The sequence below is a fragment of the Exiguobacterium sp. UBA3968 genome (assembly GCF_002385115.1).
GTDB lineage: Bacteria > Bacillota > Bacilli > Exiguobacteriales > Exiguobacteriaceae > Exiguobacterium_A.
On record NZ_DGCW01000005.1, the window covers coordinates 1,176,447 to 1,194,749 of the forward strand.

An 18,303-nucleotide genomic window follows, 5' to 3' on the forward strand; every position below is an offset into this window, starting at 1 on the left:
TTTCAGTATTCATCCTAAAACAATGGCTCACACACGTTTACGGATGACGTGGAAATCGAACTTATCTGCTCGGAAATAGTTCGCTGAAAAAAGAACGGAACGGTCGAGCTCATCATAATGCGTCTGACGCAAAGCGAGCAGAGGTTGGTCCGTATGTAATTGTTCAGCGATTTTCGGATCAATACGCGGCTCGATATGCGTCACAGCATGTGTGACACGTCGTCCGAGTTCTTTTTCTAAAGCATCAAACAATGATGTCGAAGAGGTGAACTGCTCTTCATTTTTAATATAATGGCTTGGAATCTTATCGATACAATAGACGACAGGAACATCTCCTGCGAGTCGGATTCGTTCGATTCGATATACCAATTCATCCGGACCAAGTTGAAAGCGTTCTCGGTCGCGCTCAGTCGGTTGGACCATCTCGGATGATAGCACTTCTGAGGTCGGAATCATGCCTGCGCGCGCGATCATCTCTGTCACGCTGTATAACTCCTCGATACCAGAAGTAAACGGTGGTCTTGCATTGATAAACGTACCGACACCGTGTTTACGGATGACAATGTTCTCATCTTCAAGAATTCGTAATGCCTCTCGAAGAGTAGCTCGACTGACGCCAAGTTGCTTTGAAAGTTCAAACTCTGAAGGGAGCTTCTCGCCTTCCTTGTAAACGCCGTCATCGATGTCTGACTTGATTTTTTCAATCACACGTAAATAAAGCAAACGATGATCTAGTTTAATCGACATGACGCATCTCCATCCTCTATCTAGTTGTAACCAGTGCTCAGACTTCTGACGTATGAGAACTCCAGCCAAGATAAGTATATGATGCTTAACACAATCCTGCAATCATTTTGTAACAGGTTAGAAGTCTGACTTTTGGCGCTTTTGTAACCCTTTTCATAACGTAATCAATAATGGAAGAAAATAGGGCATTCTACCTAAGAATGCCCTTTATCTTTTCAACGCTTATTGCTCAGGTACTTCGATTTTCCCTGAAACGACAGCCGCTTTTGCTTTCTCAAGCGCAGTCATCGTCTTCTTCGAGATTTTTTCAGATGGGACGATATCAACGCCGTCTTCTTTCAGACCATAACGAACCGTTTTACCACCTTCGAGTTTTCCATCTTTCGCTGCGTTAGCTGTATCTTCAACTGCGCGGTCGACACGTTTGATGACCGATGTTAACGTCACGTCTTCCGGCATACCTTCTTCTTTTTGATCACGGTCGACACCGATGACCGATACATCTTCTCCATTTTTCTTACGGTTCTTCGCTTCTGTGAAGACACCATTTCCTGTACCGCCTGCTGCTGGGAAGATGATATCCGCTCCTTTACCGTACATGCCGGCTGCGATGGCTTGACCTTTTTCAGGTGCTGCGAAGTCCTCTGCGTACTGAACATCGATTTTGATTTTTGGATTGACGGATTTCGCTCCAGCTTCGAAACCAGCTCGGAACCGCTCGATGACGTCCATTTTCATGCCACCGACGAAACCGATGTGATCTTTTTTCGTCTCCATAGCAGCAACGATCCCTGCAAGATACGCCCCTTCATTTTCCTTAAATGTGATCGATGTGACGTTTTTCCCTTCAACGACATTATCAACGATTGCAAATTGTGTATCCTTGAATTGATCTGCTACGGTTTTAACATCTTCATTGAATGTATTCCCGATACCGAAAACGAGATCTTCTCCACCACGTGCAAGACGAGACAAGTTCGGTTGATAATCTTGTTGTGATTTAGACTGTAAATAAGAGAACCCTTCATTTTGCTTGAGTTTGTTATCTTTACCGTACGCTTGCAGACCTTCCCAAGCTGATTGGTTGAACGATTTATCATCGATTCCACCTTTATCCGCTACCATAGCGACAGAGAACTGATCTTTTTGGTCAGCTTTCTCACCTGAACCGCCGCAGGCTGCAAGTCCAACTGTTGCTACTGACATCATCGATACGATTACCTGTTTTTTCTTCATATCATCCATCTCCTCTGCATTTATGAGAGCGCTTTCATTATCTATTTGTGAAAAAGTCGCTCCCAGCCCTCATGTTGAAGGTCGGTCACTCATATGTCTGAGTATGCCAAAAAAAATATTGAAAATCAACAGACGTCTGACAACTATTTTCATGAAAGCGATTTTATTTTATTTTTGTCTTTTTTCCTTCCTTTCATTTCTAATTTTCTCATCTCATATACGACTCCTGTGTCATTTTTTTGAGCACATTATACGCTCATCCATATATATCCATTATTTTAATAAAAAAGAATCACGGTGGATACCGTGATTCTTGATTAACGTCCCATGACGCGGCGTGGTTTTGATCCTTCAGAAGGACCAATCAGACCATTTTCTTCTAGAGCATCAATCAACCGGGCAGCTCGGTTGTAGCCGATACGATACTTTCGTTGAATCATCGACGTCGATGCCGTCTCTTGGGTCAGAATGAACTGGACGACCTCATCATAGAGTGAGTCATCGACCTCTGTTTCACCTTCAGGTACATCTTTTGGAATCATCGCTTCAACATACTGCGCTTTTTGTTGACTGATGACATGATTGACAACCTTCTCGACTTCTTCGTCTGATAAGAACGCACCTTGTACACGGACGGGTTTGTTCATGCCGTTACCGAGCAACAACATATCCCCTCGTCCAAGCAATTTATCAGCGCCTCCCGTATCAAGGATCGTCCGTGAATCCGTCGCACTCGACACACTGAAGGCGATACGTGACGGAATATTCGCTTTGATGACACCAGTGATGATATCAACACTTGGTCGCTGGGTCGCGATAACCATGTGAATCCCAGCTGCTCGCGCCATTTGTGCAAGTCGCATGATTGCATCTTCAACTTCGTTTGACGCGACCATCATCAAGTCGGCTAACTCATCAACGATGACGACAATATACGGTAATCGTTGATGCACTTTTTCCTCTGCGTTCATCTTATCGATTAGTGCATTGTAGCCTTCGATGTTGCGAGCTCCGTTTTGACTGAAAATCTCATAACGACGTTCCATTTCCGAGACGACCTGTTTTAACGCCTGCGCCGCCTTTTTCGGATCGGTGACGACCGGTGCCAAAAGATGAGGAATACCGTTGTAGACGTTTAATTCGACCATTTTCGGGTCAATCATCATCAGGCGGACTTCATCCGGTCGAGCTCGCATCAAAATTGAGACGATCATCCCGTTAATGCAGACCGATTTACCGGAACCGGTCGAACCGGCAACTAAGACGTGTGGCATCTTATTCAGCTTTGCTGTCACCGTCTCACCAGAAATGCTTCGTCCGAGTGCGACGAGCAAACGATCATTGTCGGATTGAACGCTCTCCGCTCCTAACACTTCTCGAAGTGATACCATGGCGACTTCACGGTTTGGCACCTCGATTCCGACAGCCGCTTTACCAGGAATCGGTGCTTCGATTCGAATATCTTTCGCCGCTAACGCAAGCGCTAAATCATCGGCGAGTCCTGTGATCCGACTAAGCTTGATACCTTGTTTTGGTTCAATCTCATACTTCGTGACACTTGGTCCGAGATGAATCTTCAACACTTTCGCTCCGATCCCGAACGATTTTAAGGTCGCAATCAATTTCGTCGCATTATCCTTTAGTCGCTTATTCTCACCCGATAAGTCCTTGGACGTCGGCTCTGCTAATAAATCAAGCGACGGCAATTGATATCCGTCCGGTGTCTCCGTCATCGTCAGTGGTCCTTGTGTCTCCGCTGCTTGCGGTTCAACGTGATCCGTAAAGCCGATAATTGGAACGTCTTGAATGTTGACCGAAGGATCCTCTGCTTCTTGCTCTGTTTCGATTGGTTCCTCAACAGTTGCTGGTCGCAACGTCTTTGCTTTTTTCTCGCGGACCGGTTTCGGTGTCAGGTCTTTTTCGATCCGAGGACGAGGTGTCCGTTCACGATTACGAAATTCTTCTGCGCGTTCCCGCAGTCCAAGCCATAGTTCTCCATAAAACGAAGGGTGTAGTAGATGAACAGCTGCGCCGATGAAGAACAGACCAATCAAGAAGGCACCGCTACTTGAAATGTAATATGCTGCGTTTTGATAGAGCCATCCATTGAGAATACCACGCGGTGCTCCGAGCATTAGATCAATCCAGACGACTGAACCCATTAGTAGCATCGACCATGCCCATTTCTGAGCCCGTGACGCGTTCGATAGTAGCAAGAGTAGCACGGCACCTATCCCGCCGTATAATAAGGAACCGAACTGACCGATTAATCGTTCTCCTCCATCAGCTAGCGTCAGTCCGACTTTCCCGAATTCCCCAAATGCGAGAACGAAGGCAAGTAGTGAAACGATTGCGATGATGGTCGCATATGTACGATACGCAATCGGCTGACGTTGTTTCTTCGCTGCCGGTCGTTTCCGTGGCGGCGTTTTTTTTCGTACGGTTTTTCGTTTCGTCGTCGCCATATGTCATCCCTCCTGATAAAAAAACGGCTCAGTGGACCAGGTATTGGTCAATCTGAGCCGCTCGTTTGTTAAATCTCCATGATGATTGGAAGAATCATCGGGCGGCGTTTCGTCTGTTCATAGAGATAAGCACTGAGTTTATCTCGAATCAACGACTTCATCTCCGTCCAATCCAATTCTCCGTTTAATTTACCTTGTAGTTGTTTCGCGACGATTCGGTTCGCTTCATTGATCATATCTTCTGATTCACGCATATAGACGAATCCGCGAGAAATGATTTCGGGTCCCGAGACGATCGTTTTGTTTTTCCGGCTAATCGTAATGACACAGAGGACGACACCATCTTGTGACAACAAGCGACGATCACGAAGGACGATGTTTCCGACATCACCAACACCGATTCCGTCGATCAAGACGTTTCCGGCGTTCACTTTGCGTGACATCCGTGCTTTACGCTTCTCAAACTCAACGACATCTCCATTCTCGATGATGAAGATATTGTTCGCATTGACGCCAACCGTCTGTGCGAGACGACTGTGTGCCTTTTGCATCCGGAATTCTCCGTGAATCGGTAGGAAGAATTTCGGTTTGATCAAGTTGAGCATCAGCTTCAGATCTTCCGCATGACCGTGACCGGAAACGTGTACTTTCCGTTGGTTGTAGATAACATTCGCACCCGCACGGAATAAGAGATCGATCGTTTTCGAAACCGACTTCTCGTTACCTGGAATTGGGGAAGCCGCGACGACAACCGTATCATTCAAGCGAATATTGACTTGCTTGTGTGCGTTACGTGCCATTCGTGTCAAGGCTGCCATTGGCTCACCTTGAGATCCCGTCGTCAAGATGACGACTTGGTTATCATCGAGGCGATTGATGTCAGATAGATCAATCAATGTTTTCTGCTTGAAGCGTAAGTAATTCAAACGCTGTGCCACTTCAACGTTGTTGACCATGCTACGACCGACGACCGCTACTTTTCGATTGTTCGCTTCTGCTGCTGCAAACACTTGTTGTAGACGATGAATGTTCGAAGCGAATGAAGCTACAATCACACGACCCGGTGCTTCATAAATGACGTCGTTCAATTCAGAACCGACAATCGATTCTGACCCAGACATCCCTGGTCGCTCTGCATTCGTCGAGTCAGACAGCAAGCACAGTACGCCCCGTTGACCAATCGCTGCAATTTTCCCGAAGTCTGCTTGTTTTCCATCGACTGGTGTGTAATCGAACTTGAAATCCCCCGTATGAACGATGGCACCTTGAGACGTTTGAATACAAACCCCAACTGCATCCGGAATCGAGTGGTTGACCCGGAAGAACGTAATAAAATGACCTGCGACGGTTAATTTCGTCTTGGCATCAATTGGACGAAGATCTGCCTTTTTCAATAAACCGGCTTCTTTTAATTTGTGTTCAATCAAACCGAGCGTCAAACGTGTTCCGTAAACAGGTACCTTCAAGTCACGCAAGACGTAACTGAGTGCCCCGATATGATCCTCGTGACCATGGGTAATGAAAATCCCTTGAATCCGCTCTTTGTTTTCTTTTAAATAACTGATGTCTGGAATGACTTTATCGATTCCAAGCATCTCATCTCCTGGGAACATTAACCCGGCATCGATGACGAAGATGTCCTCGTCGAGTTCGACGACGTACATGTTCTTACCGATCTCACCGGCGCCACCAAGAGCAAAGACGCTTACTTTTTCCGTCTTCTTCTTTGACACGACATGACCTCCTATAATTCATATTCACTTTTCGTGAGCCGTCCACTTATCACTATCACTATTCTAGCCGAATTTTCACAATCTGCCAACAATCGGACTAGGAAATCTAAAAAAAACGTCATTCCTGCCACATTACTCCAGGAATGACGTTAATCATGTATTCAACAAATCTTCGACTTCTTCTGTTCGTTTCGCTTTTTCCGAACGGCTTGGACGTTCACCAGCCTTCAGTTCGTCGAGCGAATACTCGAACGTCATCTCAAAATGAGGGTAATCGACGAATCGCTTCCAATCGCCTCCCCATTCAAAACCGAGTGCTTTCCCGATATCAGCGACTTCACGCCAATCACTTTTCCCTGACCGATTCCCATCATACTCAAGATCATACGAAATCTGTCCATTTACGAGTTGCACGAAATCAATTGCAAGTCCGTAGTTATGCATCGATTCACCGCCTCGTGCATTCGTGACGACTTCACCTGCCTCAGAACGCCCTTGTTCAAAAAGTGCGTTCTGTTGCTGGATCGAGCGGTACCCTTGCGTGATCTTGATATCGATATTGTAGCAAGAATGTGCAACACGGATCAGATCCTTTGCCCCTGCCTCGACAGCTGGATGGAGACGCTTCAGGTTCGCCTCGCTTGCATTGATCAAACGGTTTTCCCCTGCTACGTCTCGTGGGCAACTATCAATCCCGAGTTCCGGTTGGTCCATCAAAATCGTCGGCATCCGGTTCATGGATGCCGCAAGAAACAATCCAATCGCAAACATCGTCAATAAAAATACGATCCAACCGAAGATTGTTCCCCGTTTCATCAGCGGCGAAGCTTCTTCCGAAGTTTTTGTAGAATCGGTAACCCCGTCTCAAGCAACAGATAGAGCGGACGATTGAGTACATAATCAAACTCACCGATTTTTTCAATCATTCGGCTACCCCACCCAGATTTAAAGGCATAGAGTCCCGCGTAATGATCATCCGGGTCGGTCGAACCACTGACTCCACCGAAGTCATAGGAGAGCGCACCATGTTCTTTCGCATATTGCATCATCGTCCATTGCATCAAATGGTTCGGCATGAATTCCCGGTACTCGTTCGATGAGGCTCCATATAAGTAATAGGAACGACGACCAGCAAGCGTCAAAAGACCACCAGACAGGATGACACCGTTTGGATGTTTGGCAGCAATCGTCATCAGTTCCGTTTTCGACTTTTCTGCTTTTTCGATTTGTGCTGTCGTCTGCTCCAAGCGATTGTTTAAGCTTTTTAGCTTCTTCTCGGCCGTCTCTTTCTCAAGCTGACGGTGAATCTTCGAGAGTTCCTTATCGGCTTGAAGTAATAAGGCTTCCGTATTCTCAAGAGCACGTACGACATCAAGTTTCGTCAAAAACAAGACCGCATCACCCTTTGGATGGAGATGATCATACAGATTCTCGAAATAATCCAGACCGCGGATCGAGAACCCATCCCGTTCGCCCGTCTCGACCATCAGCTTCGCAAATGTCTTGAGTCCTTCACGATCCGCTTGCTCGCATACGATCCCTTTGCGTTCAGCAAGACGGACGTTGTAGCGGAACTTCGAATGGAAACCGTCGAAGATCTCTTTTTCTGTTCCTTCAAGATTCGTCTCCATCGTAAAGCGTGGTTGCGCGTAGTCAAAACCGCCGCCAAAACCGTTATGTTTGAAGCCAAGTCCTTGCATCTCCTGTAACAGACCTGGATATTCTTCCCGCTCGACGTTCGGATCGAATTTAATCGCAATCGCCTTCTGTTGTTTTGCGACACGTATCGCTTCATCACGAAGAGCACGAAGTGCGTCCGTATCCGTATAATCGACGACGAAACCGCGCGGTGCATAACAAAGCGTGAACGGTAGCTTCGGTACTTTCTTAAACAAGAGCAGACCAACTCCGGCAATCTCACCAGAAGTTGTTCCGACCGCGATCCGTTCATGTGTCCATCCTGTCGCGCTTTTGACTTCTCCCCATGCTGGAAGCTGAAGTAAGTCGCCTTTTGGATGTGTTTTTACGAATGTTTCAAATTGATCTATGGTTACAACGATTGGTTGATAAGTCACTTCTGTTCCTCCATTTGCCGTATCATCTCTTTGACGATGACTTCCTCATCGAGAGGGATTTTCTCATCCCCAATGATTTGATATTTTTCATGACCTTTACCGGCTAAGATGACGATATTATCTGGTCGTGCGAGTCGTGCTGCATAACGCACGGCCTCTTCCCGATCACCGATTTCAACGAACTGATCGTGGGTCATCCCTTTGGCGATGCCGGATGTAATTGACTCATATGCTTCATATCGTGGATCATCCGTCGTGATGACGACGGTTCCTGCGTAGGTCGAAGCCAGTTCGCCCATCTTCGGTCGTTTCGTCACGTCGCGGTTTCCACCTGTCCCGATCAGGAAGACGATCTTTTCCTTCGGTACGTCAACGAGTGCTTTCAGACACTGTTCAATGCCGTCAGGAGTATGCGCGTAGTCGACATACACGTTATATCCTTCGATTGGTAAGCGTTGCATCCGACCTTTTGCCGGACGGATTGCTGAAATCGCTCCTGCAATCGTCGTTAGGTCGTATCCGCAAGACAAGAGGATCCCTGTCGCAAGCAACAGATTGTAGACGTTAAAGCGACCGATGAAATTCGCCGTGACGTCGACTTGTTCTTCTTTGTACATCATCGTGAACGTCGTTTGTTGAAGTGACTGTTCAATCGCCGTTGCTCGGAGGTCAGCTGCGTTGTCGATACCGTACGTCATGACACGAGCACCTGTCATCATTTCGTACAGTTCGCTCGTCGGATCATCGGCATTCAAGACCGCGACTTTCTCTGTCGACAGCCGTTGTCCGAGCTGTGCGAATAACAATCCTTTGGCACGTGCATAGTTCTCAAACGTTTTGTGAAAATCGAGGTGATCATGCGTCAGATTCGTGAATCCCGCAATGTCGTAATCGACACCCGTTACTCGACCAAGCTCTAGTCCATGCGAAGAGACTTCCATGATGACGTCTTGGACATCTTCTTTATGCATTTGATGCAAAAATGCTTGTAATTCGGAGCTTTGTGGTGTCGTATTGCGACTTGGTACGACGCGGTCACCAATCTTGACTTCGACCGTTCCGATGATACCCGTTTTCCGACCAAGGTGCGCTAATATATCACGGACAATCGTCGTCGTCGTCGTTTTCCCGTTCGTTCCTGTAATACCAATCATCCGCATCTTTTCAGAAGGATAATCATAGAATTTGCCAGCCAATTCGGCAATGGCACGTGATGTACTACGAACGAGAATGACAGGAATCGACACATTGACCGGTTGTTCCGCAACGATTGCGACCGCTCCTTGTGCTTCTGCCTGTTTGGCATAGTCGTGTCCATCAACAGTATACCCTTTGATGGCGACGAACAATGTTCCCGGTTTAACATCCCGTGAATCGGTCGTGATGGACGTGACGTCCACTTCTACCATTCGTTCGATTTTTTGCGTCTGTATGACTTGAATCAGTTCAGCTAAATTCAACGGTATTCCTTCTTTCTCGACATCGTCATTTCATATATTTCATCTATTCCGTTCTGCTGTCATGCTTCCTCTTCCTGGTCTGCCGGAAGAATATAGGCCTTTGCCGGTTCCTCCGAAAAGATGTGCTCAATCAGCCCTTCGATGTCCGATGGACGAATTCGTTCTACATCCGCTAGTACTTCTTCGAGTGACGGGTGACGATGCAGATGCAACTCATTTCGGGCATTTCGGTTCATATGGCTCGATGTGCCTTCGTTTCCTAAAATCAGAGAACCTTTTAGCTGTTCAATGCCATCTTCGAGTTCCTTAGCGGATAGTCCGTCTCGCTTCAAGCGATCAATCTCAGCAGCGAGAACCTGTTCGACCTCTTCGACTGATTCCGGAGACGTACCGACATAAATCGTGAACGTTCCATGATCGTCAAACGTCGTATAATAGGAAAAGACTGAATAAGCAAGACCGCGTTCCTCTCGGATTGATTGGAACAAGCGACTCGACATCGTCGCACCGAATGCATTGTTGAGTAAGGCGAGGGCAGGCAATCGTGAATCAGCAGAAGGAATCGCACGGAAATTATAACAAATATGTGCCTGTTCCGTATCCTTTTCCTTACGAATCACACCATTTTGTAACCTTGGTGACGCTGTCTCACGGGTCTTCGATCGTGATATGAGGATCGACATCCGCTCTTGAATCTGCGTAATCAACTCGTCTGAGACGTTTCCGGCAACGGAAATGACGATTTGATCCGGAGCATATGCTTCTTCGAGATACTGTTCAATCATTGTACGATCAATCCGAAGCACACTCTCTTCCGTTCCAAGAATCGGACGAGCCATGACATCCTCTCCGTAAGCCGCAACAGCTAATAACTCATGGACGAGATCATCTGGTGTGTCATCGTACATTTTAATCTCTTCAATGACGACCTTTTTCTCTTTTTCTAGTTCCTCCGCGTCAAACGTCGATTCGAGGAACATGTCCGCCAACACTTGAAAGGCTTCACCTGCATGTTCATCTAATGTCTTGACGTAATAACACGTTTGATCCTTACTCGTGAACGCATTAATATTTCCACCAAGTCGGTCAAAATAAACCGCAATCTCTTTTGCCGTATGGCGTTTTGTTCCTTTGAACATCATATGCTCGATGAGATGACTGATACCATGCTCCTCGATCTGTTCCGTCCGACTTCCTGCTTGAATGAAGATTCCGGTCGCGACGCTGCGTGCTTCTGGCATCCGTTCAACGATTAGTCGAACCCCGTTTTCTAGTTGTATCCGTTCGATCATAGTAATTCCTCCAAATATAGGAAACAAGGTGGCTCTCGTTGCATTCTCTGCACCGTCGAGCCACCTTGGATTCATTAGTTACGACGTGGTGGACGTTGTCCGTCACGTGGTGGGCGTGAACCCTGATCCCGGCGTGGCGGGCGGTTCTCACGCTCTGTCTTTTTCTTTTCTTCGTATGCGGCACGGTCTTCTTCGCTTAATCCTTCGACGAGCAGGACTTTGTGCGACGCGTTAACGCGTCCTTTGTCATCGATTTCTGTGACACGGACTTTTAGCTTATCTCCAAGTTTAACGACATCTTCCGTTTGACCAACACGGTCAAGTGCGAGTTCCGAGATGTGGACGAGTGCGTCTTTTCCTTTGAACAATTCGACGAATGCACCGAATTTCTCAACGCGACGGACCGTTCCATCGAACTCTTCACCAACGACGACTTCACGGACGATATCTTCGATCAATTGACGGGCACGATCGATGCCAGCTTGATCCGTCGAAGCGATAAAGACTGTTCCGTCTTGATCGATGTCGATCTTAACGCCTGTCTCATCGATGATACCGTTGATAACTTTACCACCAGGTCCGATGACATCACGGATTTTATCTGGATTGATTTTAAGTGTGACGATTTTCGGCGCGTATTGCGACAATTCGACACGCGGTTCAGCAATGACAGATTGCATATGCTCAAGAATATGCAGACGACCAAGACGTGCTTGTTCAAGTGCTTCTTCAAGAATTTGACGCGTGATTCCGCCAATTTTCATATCCATTTGGAGAGCTGTGACGCCTTCGTGAGTTCCAGCGACTTTAAAGTCCATATCTCCGAGATGATCTTCCATCCCTTGGATATCTGTCAAGATCGAGTAATTTTCGCCTTCCATGATCAAGCCCATCGCGATACCAGCGACAGGTGCTTTTAATGGAACACCCGCATCCATCATGGCAAGGATCGAACCACAGATGGAAGCCTGTGATGAAGAACCGTTCGACTCAAGCACTTCTGACACGAGACGAATCGTGTACGGGAAATCAACTTCATTCGGAAGAACTGGTAAAAGTGCGCGTTCTCCAAGTGCCCCGTGACCAATTTCACGACGACCTGGTGCACGCATCGGACGTGCTTCCCCAACTGAGAATGGTGGGAAATTATAATGGTGCATGAAACGTTTCTCTTCCTTCAGACCAAGTCCATCAATGATTTGAGCGTCACCCGCAACACCAAGTGTCGCTACAGACAAGACTTGTGTCTGACCGCGTGTGAACAGACCTGAACCGTGTGCACGTGGCAAGAGACCGACTTCTGAATCAAGCGGACGGATCTCAGCAAGACCACGACCATCTGGACGAACTTTGTCTTCCGTGATGAGACGACGGACTTCGTCTTTGACGAACTTGTTGAGCACGCCTGATACTTCTGCCAGTTGCTCTGCTGTGACGGACTCGTCAGCTGCATACAACTCGATGTATTTTGCGATGACTTCGTTGATAGCAATGTCACGCGCTTGTTTTTCTTCAACTTGAACCGCTTGTGTGACTTCTGCTAATGCTTCTGCTTTCAGGCGATTGACGATTGTCTCATCGAAGCTTGATACCGTATATTCGAACTTCTCTTTACCGACTTGTGCGACGATTTCTTCTTGGAACGCGATCATTTCCTTGATGACATCGTGTCCAAGTAAAATCGCTTCAAGCATTGCTTGTTCCGATACTTCCTTCGCACCTGCTTCAACCATGTTGACGGCATGTTTTGTTCCGGCAACTTGAAGGTCGATGTCGCTGACTTCCATTTGCGCTGAAGTCGGGTTCACGACGAATTCTCCGTCGACGCGACCGATCGTCACGCCTGCGATTGGACCGTCGAATGGAATATCCGAGATCGAAAGCGCAATCGAAGCCCCGATCATCGCAGCGACTTCTGGTGAATTGTCAGCATCTGACGAAAGAACCGTCGTCGCCACTTGTACGTCGTGACGGAAACCATCCGGGAATAATGGACGGATTGGACGGTCGATCAGACGCGAAGTCAAGATCGCGCTCTCTCCAGGACGTCCTTCACGTTTAAGGAATCCACCTGGGATTTTCCCTGCCGCATATAATTTTTCTTCATAGTTCACTGTTAATGGGAAGAAATCTAAGTCCTTTGGTTGTTTTGATGCAACGACCGTAGCAAGAACGGCTGTATCACCGTAGCGAATCAATGCTGCTCCGTTCGCTTGTTTTGCTAATTGACCGATTTCAATCGTTAATGGACGTCCACCGAGTTCGGTCGAAAACGTCTGTTTTGTTTGTGACATGCACAAATCTCCTCTCACTGCTATCCGTTTTTTCATTCAAATCTAATTATGTAGGTTCTTGCGCAAAAAGTCCATGAATCGGCAAAAAAAAGAAACAGGAGACGATGCTCCTGCTTCCCTACCTCGTTCTCGTCGGGATTAGCGACGGAGACCAAGACGCTCGATCAACGAACGGTAACGTGCAACATCCTTGTTACGAAGGTATGTGAGCAAGTTACGGCGACGACCGACCATTTTCAAGAGACCACGACGTGAGTGGTGATCCTTTTTGTGTGTACGTAAGTGATCGTTCAAAGTTGTGATCTGTTCAGTTAAAACAGCAACTTGTACTTCCGGCGAACCAGTATCGCCTTGTTTCGTAGCATATGCTTCGATGATTTCGTTTTTACGTTCTTTTGTGAGTGCCATTGTCACTCCACCTCCATCTTATAAATGACCGTATTCCCGAGCATCGGATGGTGAGACCAGATGCCAAGTGAATCGGCTGTACGTGATCGTACTGACCTATCATAACGAACCCTGTCCGTACTGTCAAACGCTTAATTGTACATTTGCTTCTTCGCGGTCCCGCGCCAATTGTTCTTTCAATTGATCGATACCGTTGAAGGCTTTTTCATCGCGTAAGTAAGCGATCCATTCAAGCGTCAATTCTTGACCATAAAGATCTTCATCAAAGTCAAGAAGATGCGTCTCGATACTGACGTCTCCCGTCTCATAGAACGTTGGGCGTCTCCCGACATTCGTCATCGCCTTGAACCGGCGACCGTCTGCTAAGCGAACGAATGTCGCATACACACCAAGTTTCGGAATGACGTAGGCGAATTCCGGTCGCATGTTGGCTGTCGGGAAACCGATTTGCCGTCCGCGTGCGTCACCGTGAATGATCGTGCCTTTGATTTGGTAGGGTTCTCCAAGCAAACGTGCAGCCGGTTCGACTTCTCCTGCAGCAAGTAAACGACGAATCCGGGTTGAGCTGATCTTTTCAGCTTCTTCTTGGAATTCTGCTACAACGGTATGCGTAAATGTGCCACGACTATGAAAATCAAGCGTCGCCATTTTGCCGGCTCCGAAGCGACCGTAGGAATAATCGAATCCAGCAACGACGTGTTCTGCTCCAGACGCAATCAGATATTCGTCGACGAAAGCTTGCGGTGATAATTCCGAGAAAGGAATCGTAAACTCAATCACATAAACACGATCGACACCAAGCTGCTCGAGTTTCTCTAATTTGCGTTCAAGCGGCGTGATGTAGTGGACTGGTTCATCCCCTTTACCAAGCACTTGTTTCGGATGGGGATCAAAGGTCATGACAGCCAAAGGCAGGCGACGAGCCTCCGCTTCTTTTAGTGCTGCTGCGATGACTTGCTGATGTCCGAGATGTACACCGTCAAAAAAGCCGAGTGCGATGACAGCAGGGTCTTTTTGAGGTTGTTCCGGATATGTTAAATGTATGATGTCCATGATGCTCTCTCCGATCTTAATCGATTTGTAGCATGACCTCAACGCGTGCTACCTGTTCTTCTGGAAGACGTCGATATAGCGCTAAAGGTACGTCTTCTTCATTATAGACAGTAAACAGCTCGAATTCGACTGGAATGCTTGTCAGCTTTGCTCCGTTCAATACACGCTGTGCAGTCGACGCATCGACCGTCAAGCGTGGCCATTTTTGGATGACGTGTTCAATCGGTAGAACGTGTTGCATCCGTTCTTCGACCGTCTCATACGATTCGAGTGTCTCAAGAGTCACTGTATCCGTCTCAGCAATCGCACCAGAGCCTGTCCGACGTAGTTCACTCATGTGTGCCGCGTAACCAAGTCGTTCTCCGATTTCTACTGCTAATGTCCGAATATACGTTCCTTTTCCACAAGCGATATCGAGACGGAAACGACAAAGACCACCTTCGAACACAAGGTCCGATGTCCGTTCTAATCGATCGATGCGGACGATTCGTGTCGGTCGTTCGACTTCAATGCCTTTTCGGGCATATTCATATAATTTTTTCCCATTCACTTTAACAGCTGAATAATACGGTGGCGTCTGCTCGATCTCTCCTGTCAATTGAGTCAAGATGTCTGCAATTGCTTCCTCGGTAATAGTTCCCGGTTCAACCGCTGTTTCGCGAACTGTTTCCCCGTGCGCATCTTCCGTTGTCGTTGCAAAGCCAATCGTCACTTCCGCCGCGTAGCGCTTTCCTTCATCCGTGATGAAGCGGGCAAGCTTCGTCGCTCGACCGAGACAAATCGGTAAGACACCCGTTACTTCCGGATCAAGCGTACCTGTATGTCCGACTTTTTTCGTTTGAAACAAGCGACGTAGACGAAAGACGCAATCATGACTCGTCATACCCGCTGGTTTATCTAACGGTAATACTCCGATGGGTTCCACGTTATTTCCTCCTTGAAAAAAGGCAACCACACACGTGGTTGCCTTAGATGTTAATCTTTGTTCAAATTCCGAAGCAACTCATCAATGCGTGATCCGTATTCGACAGAAGAATCGACCTCGAACAATAGTTCAGGTGTTTTCCGTAGACGAATCCGCGATCCGATTTCCTTGCGCATGAAGCCTTTTGATCTTTCGAGACCGATGCGCGCATCCTCACGTGCTTTTTCGTCACCGAGGACCGAGTAGAAGATCGTCGCTTGTTGTAAGTCTCCTGTCACTTCGACACCTGTGACGGTAATCGTCTTGACGCGAGGATCCTTGACATCTTTGATGAGCAATTGCGTAATTTCCTTACGCATCTGTTCGGCGACACGATTCGAGCGTAAACTCATAGTTATTCCCTCCAGTTCGGAAGAATGGATTCCGTTCTGTTACTTCCGTTTGACTTCTTCCATGATGAACGCTTCGATGACATCATCGACTTTGATATCATCATATTTTTCAATCTTAATTCCACACTCATAGCCAGTAGCGACTTCTTTGACATCATCTTTGAAACGACGAAGTGTATCGAGTTTTCCTTCGTAGATGACGATACTGTCACGAACGACACGGACGCCTGCATCACGCGTCAACTTACCTTCTGTGACATATCCACCTGCGATCGTACCGACTTTCGATACTTTGATGACATCGCGGACTTCAGCTTGACCGATGATTTTTTCAACGAATTCAGGATCAAGAAGACCTTTCATCGCTTGCTCGATTTCTTCGATTGCGTTATAGATGATCCGGTGAAGACGAATTTCGACTTTCTCCTGATCCGCCATTGATTTCGCGTTACCATCCGGACGAACGTTGAATCCGATGATGATCGCATTCGCTGCCGAAGCAAGGATGACGTCACCTTCCGTGATGGCACCGACACCTGAGTGTACGATGTTAATTTTAACACCTTCGACATCAATTTTCTTCAATGAACCGGCTAAGGCTTCAACTGAACCTTGTACGTCACCTTTGATGATGATGTTGAGGTCCTTGACTTCGCCTTCTTTAATACGATCGAAGAGATCTTCTAAGCTGACTTTCGCCGAATCACGACGTTGTGCTTCGATTTCACGCTGGTAACGCGCTTCACCGATTTGGCGGGCTTTTTTCTCATCTTCGAATGCGAAGAATTGATCGCCTGCTTTCGGTACGTCGTTCAAACCTGTGATTTCGATTGGCGTCGATGGTCCAACTTCTTTAACACGACGACCGATATCGTTGACCATTGCCCGGATACGACCGAACGTGTGACCGACAACGATTGGATCCCCAACACGAAGTGTTCCGTGTTGTACGAGAAGCGTCGCGACTGGACCGCGTCCTTTATCGAGTTTCGCCTCGATGACTGTTCCGCGACCGTTCATTTCTGGTGTTGATTTGTATTCTTGTACTTCTGAAACGAGAAGAATCATTTCGAGCAATTCATCAATGCCGTCACCTTTAAGTGCTGAAACGGGTACGAAGATCGTATCGCCACCCCAGTCCTCTGCAACGAGTTCGAACTCTGTCAATTCTTGTTTGACACGGTCTGGGTTTGCGCCTTCTTTATCCATCTTGTTGACAGCAACGATGATTGGAACGCCAGCTGCTTTCGCGTGGCTGATCGCTTCTTCCGTCTGTGGCATGACACCGTCATCCGCTGCAACGACGATGATCGCGATATCCGTGACATCTGCTCCACGTGCACGCATTGTCGTGAACGCCGCGTGACCTGGTGTATCAAGGAACGTAATTTTCTTGCCGTCGATCTCAACTTGGTAAGCACCGATGTGCTGTGTGATCCCGCCAGCTTCGCCTGCAGTGACCTTCGTGTTACGAATCGAATCGAGCAATGTCGTTTTACCGTGGTCAACGTGTCCCATGATCGTAACGACCGGTGGACGCTCAGACAATTCGTACTGGTCGAGATTCAATTCGTACTGATCAAAGTCCGTCTCATCGACTTGGACTGTCTTCTCGACTTCAAAGCCGAACTCTGTCGCGAGAAGTTCCACTGTCTCGTCATCAAGATCTTGGTTGATGTTCGCCATGACACCGAGACCCATCAATTTCATGATCAGTTCATTCGGTTTTTTCGCCATTTTTTCAGCGAGTTCACCGACTGTCAAGTTGTCAGAGTATTGAACGACGTTTGCCATCGCCTCTTCTTGTGCACGGCGAGCAGCTTTACGTTGACTCGACTTCGAGTTCGGATCCGCTACTTCAAGTTTACGCGGTTCTGCTTTCTTTTGGTTCGGACGACGTTTGCCGCCACGGTTGTTACGGTTGCCGAATTCTGGGCGTCCGCCTTTGCTGTTACGTGATTGGTTACCTGCTGGTTTGTTTGTACTTCCTGGTCGGTTCGGTTTATTATCTGATTTCACTTGTTTTGGAGCCTCCGTCTTTTGAGCCCGATATTTCTCGGGATTAAATACTTGATCGAGTTGCTGTACTGTCTGTTCATCTAATACTGCCATATGATTCTTGACTGGTTTCTCCAGCTTTTCAAGCTGGGTGATGACCTGCTTACTTGTTACATTTTGTTCCTTGGCGAATTCGTATACACGTTTACCCAAAGGATCCACCTC

14 protein-coding genes are annotated in these 18,303 nt (G+C 47.3%); all 14 read right to left on the reverse strand.

Annotated features, from left to right (window positions below; all coding sequences use genetic code 11):
• Positions 1-27 precede the first annotated feature (27 nt).
• The gene (locus tag B3S86_RS07955) at positions 28-747 is read right to left on the reverse strand and encodes a GntR family transcriptional regulator (RefSeq protein WP_035407101.1); all 720 of its coding nucleotides are present in this window, start codon (positions 745-747) and stop codon (positions 28-30) included.
• Between the two features lie 222 nt (positions 748-969).
• Positions 970-1,983 carry a BMP family lipoprotein gene (locus B3S86_RS07960; RefSeq protein WP_290751301.1) on the reverse strand — a complete coding sequence of 338 codons (1,014 nt, stop codon included), beginning with the start codon at positions 1,981-1,983 and terminating at the stop codon, positions 970-972.
• A 317-nt stretch (positions 1,984-2,300) separates the two neighbouring features.
• Positions 2,301-4,448, reverse strand: coding sequence for a DNA translocase FtsK (locus B3S86_RS07965; protein WP_035407095.1), 2,148 nt, complete (start codon positions 4,446-4,448; stop codon positions 2,301-2,303).
• Between the two features lie 68 nt (positions 4,449-4,516).
• On the reverse strand, positions 4,517-6,181 hold the full coding sequence (locus tag B3S86_RS07970) for a ribonuclease J (RefSeq protein ID WP_023468670.1): 1,665 nt from the start codon (positions 6,179-6,181) through the stop codon (positions 4,517-4,519).
• A 153-nt stretch (positions 6,182-6,334) separates the two neighbouring features.
• Positions 6,335-6,997, reverse strand: coding sequence for a M15 family metallopeptidase (locus B3S86_RS07975; RefSeq protein ID WP_290751306.1), 663 nt, complete (start codon positions 6,995-6,997; stop codon positions 6,335-6,337).
• A complete protein-coding gene (locus B3S86_RS07980; RefSeq protein ID WP_290751309.1) occupies positions 6,997-8,256 on the reverse strand; it encodes a lipid II:glycine glycyltransferase FemX in 1,260 nt (419 codons plus the stop codon). The genes B3S86_RS07975 and B3S86_RS07980 overlap by 1 nt, the downstream gene beginning before the upstream one ends.
• A complete protein-coding gene (locus B3S86_RS07985; RefSeq protein WP_035407085.1) occupies positions 8,253-9,716 on the reverse strand; it encodes a UDP-N-acetylmuramoyl-L-alanyl-D-glutamate--2,6-diaminopimelate ligase in 1,464 nt (487 codons plus the stop codon). Before B3S86_RS07985 ends, B3S86_RS07980 begins: the two co-directional genes overlap by 4 nt.
• A 59-nt stretch (positions 9,717-9,775) precedes the next feature.
• Complete coding sequence (locus tag B3S86_RS07990) at positions 9,776-11,008, reverse strand: M16 family metallopeptidase (RefSeq protein WP_290751312.1); 1,233 nt, start codon at positions 11,006-11,008, stop codon at positions 9,776-9,778.
• 74 nt (positions 11,009-11,082) lie between these two features.
• The gene (pnp, locus tag B3S86_RS07995) at positions 11,083-13,302 is read right to left on the reverse strand and encodes a polyribonucleotide nucleotidyltransferase (RefSeq protein WP_290751315.1); all 2,220 of its coding nucleotides are present in this window, start codon (positions 13,300-13,302) and stop codon (positions 11,083-11,085) included.
• A 138-nt stretch (positions 13,303-13,440) separates the two neighbouring features.
• On the reverse strand, positions 13,441-13,710 hold the full coding sequence (gene rpsO, locus B3S86_RS08000; protein WP_023468676.1) for a 30S ribosomal protein S15: 270 nt from the start codon (positions 13,708-13,710) through the stop codon (positions 13,441-13,443).
• A gap of 123 nt (positions 13,711-13,833) precedes the next feature.
• A complete protein-coding gene (locus B3S86_RS08005) occupies positions 13,834-14,763 on the reverse strand; it encodes a bifunctional riboflavin kinase/FAD synthetase (RefSeq protein WP_035407075.1) in 930 nt (309 codons plus the stop codon).
• A gap of 16 nt (positions 14,764-14,779) precedes the next feature.
• Positions 14,780-15,688: a tRNA pseudouridine(55) synthase TruB gene (truB, locus tag B3S86_RS08010; RefSeq protein WP_290751322.1), complete on the reverse strand. Its 909-nt coding sequence runs from the start codon at positions 15,686-15,688 to the stop codon at positions 14,780-14,782.
• 50 nt (positions 15,689-15,738) lie between these two features.
• A complete protein-coding gene (gene rbfA, locus B3S86_RS08015) occupies positions 15,739-16,080 on the reverse strand; it encodes a 30S ribosome-binding factor RbfA (RefSeq protein WP_035407069.1) in 342 nt (113 codons plus the stop codon).
• A gap of 39 nt (positions 16,081-16,119) precedes the next feature.
• Entirely contained in the window at positions 16,120-18,291 is a 2,172-nt protein-coding gene (gene infB, locus B3S86_RS08020; protein WP_035407064.1) for a translation initiation factor IF-2, read from the reverse strand.
• Positions 18,292-18,303: the final 12 nt, after the last annotated feature.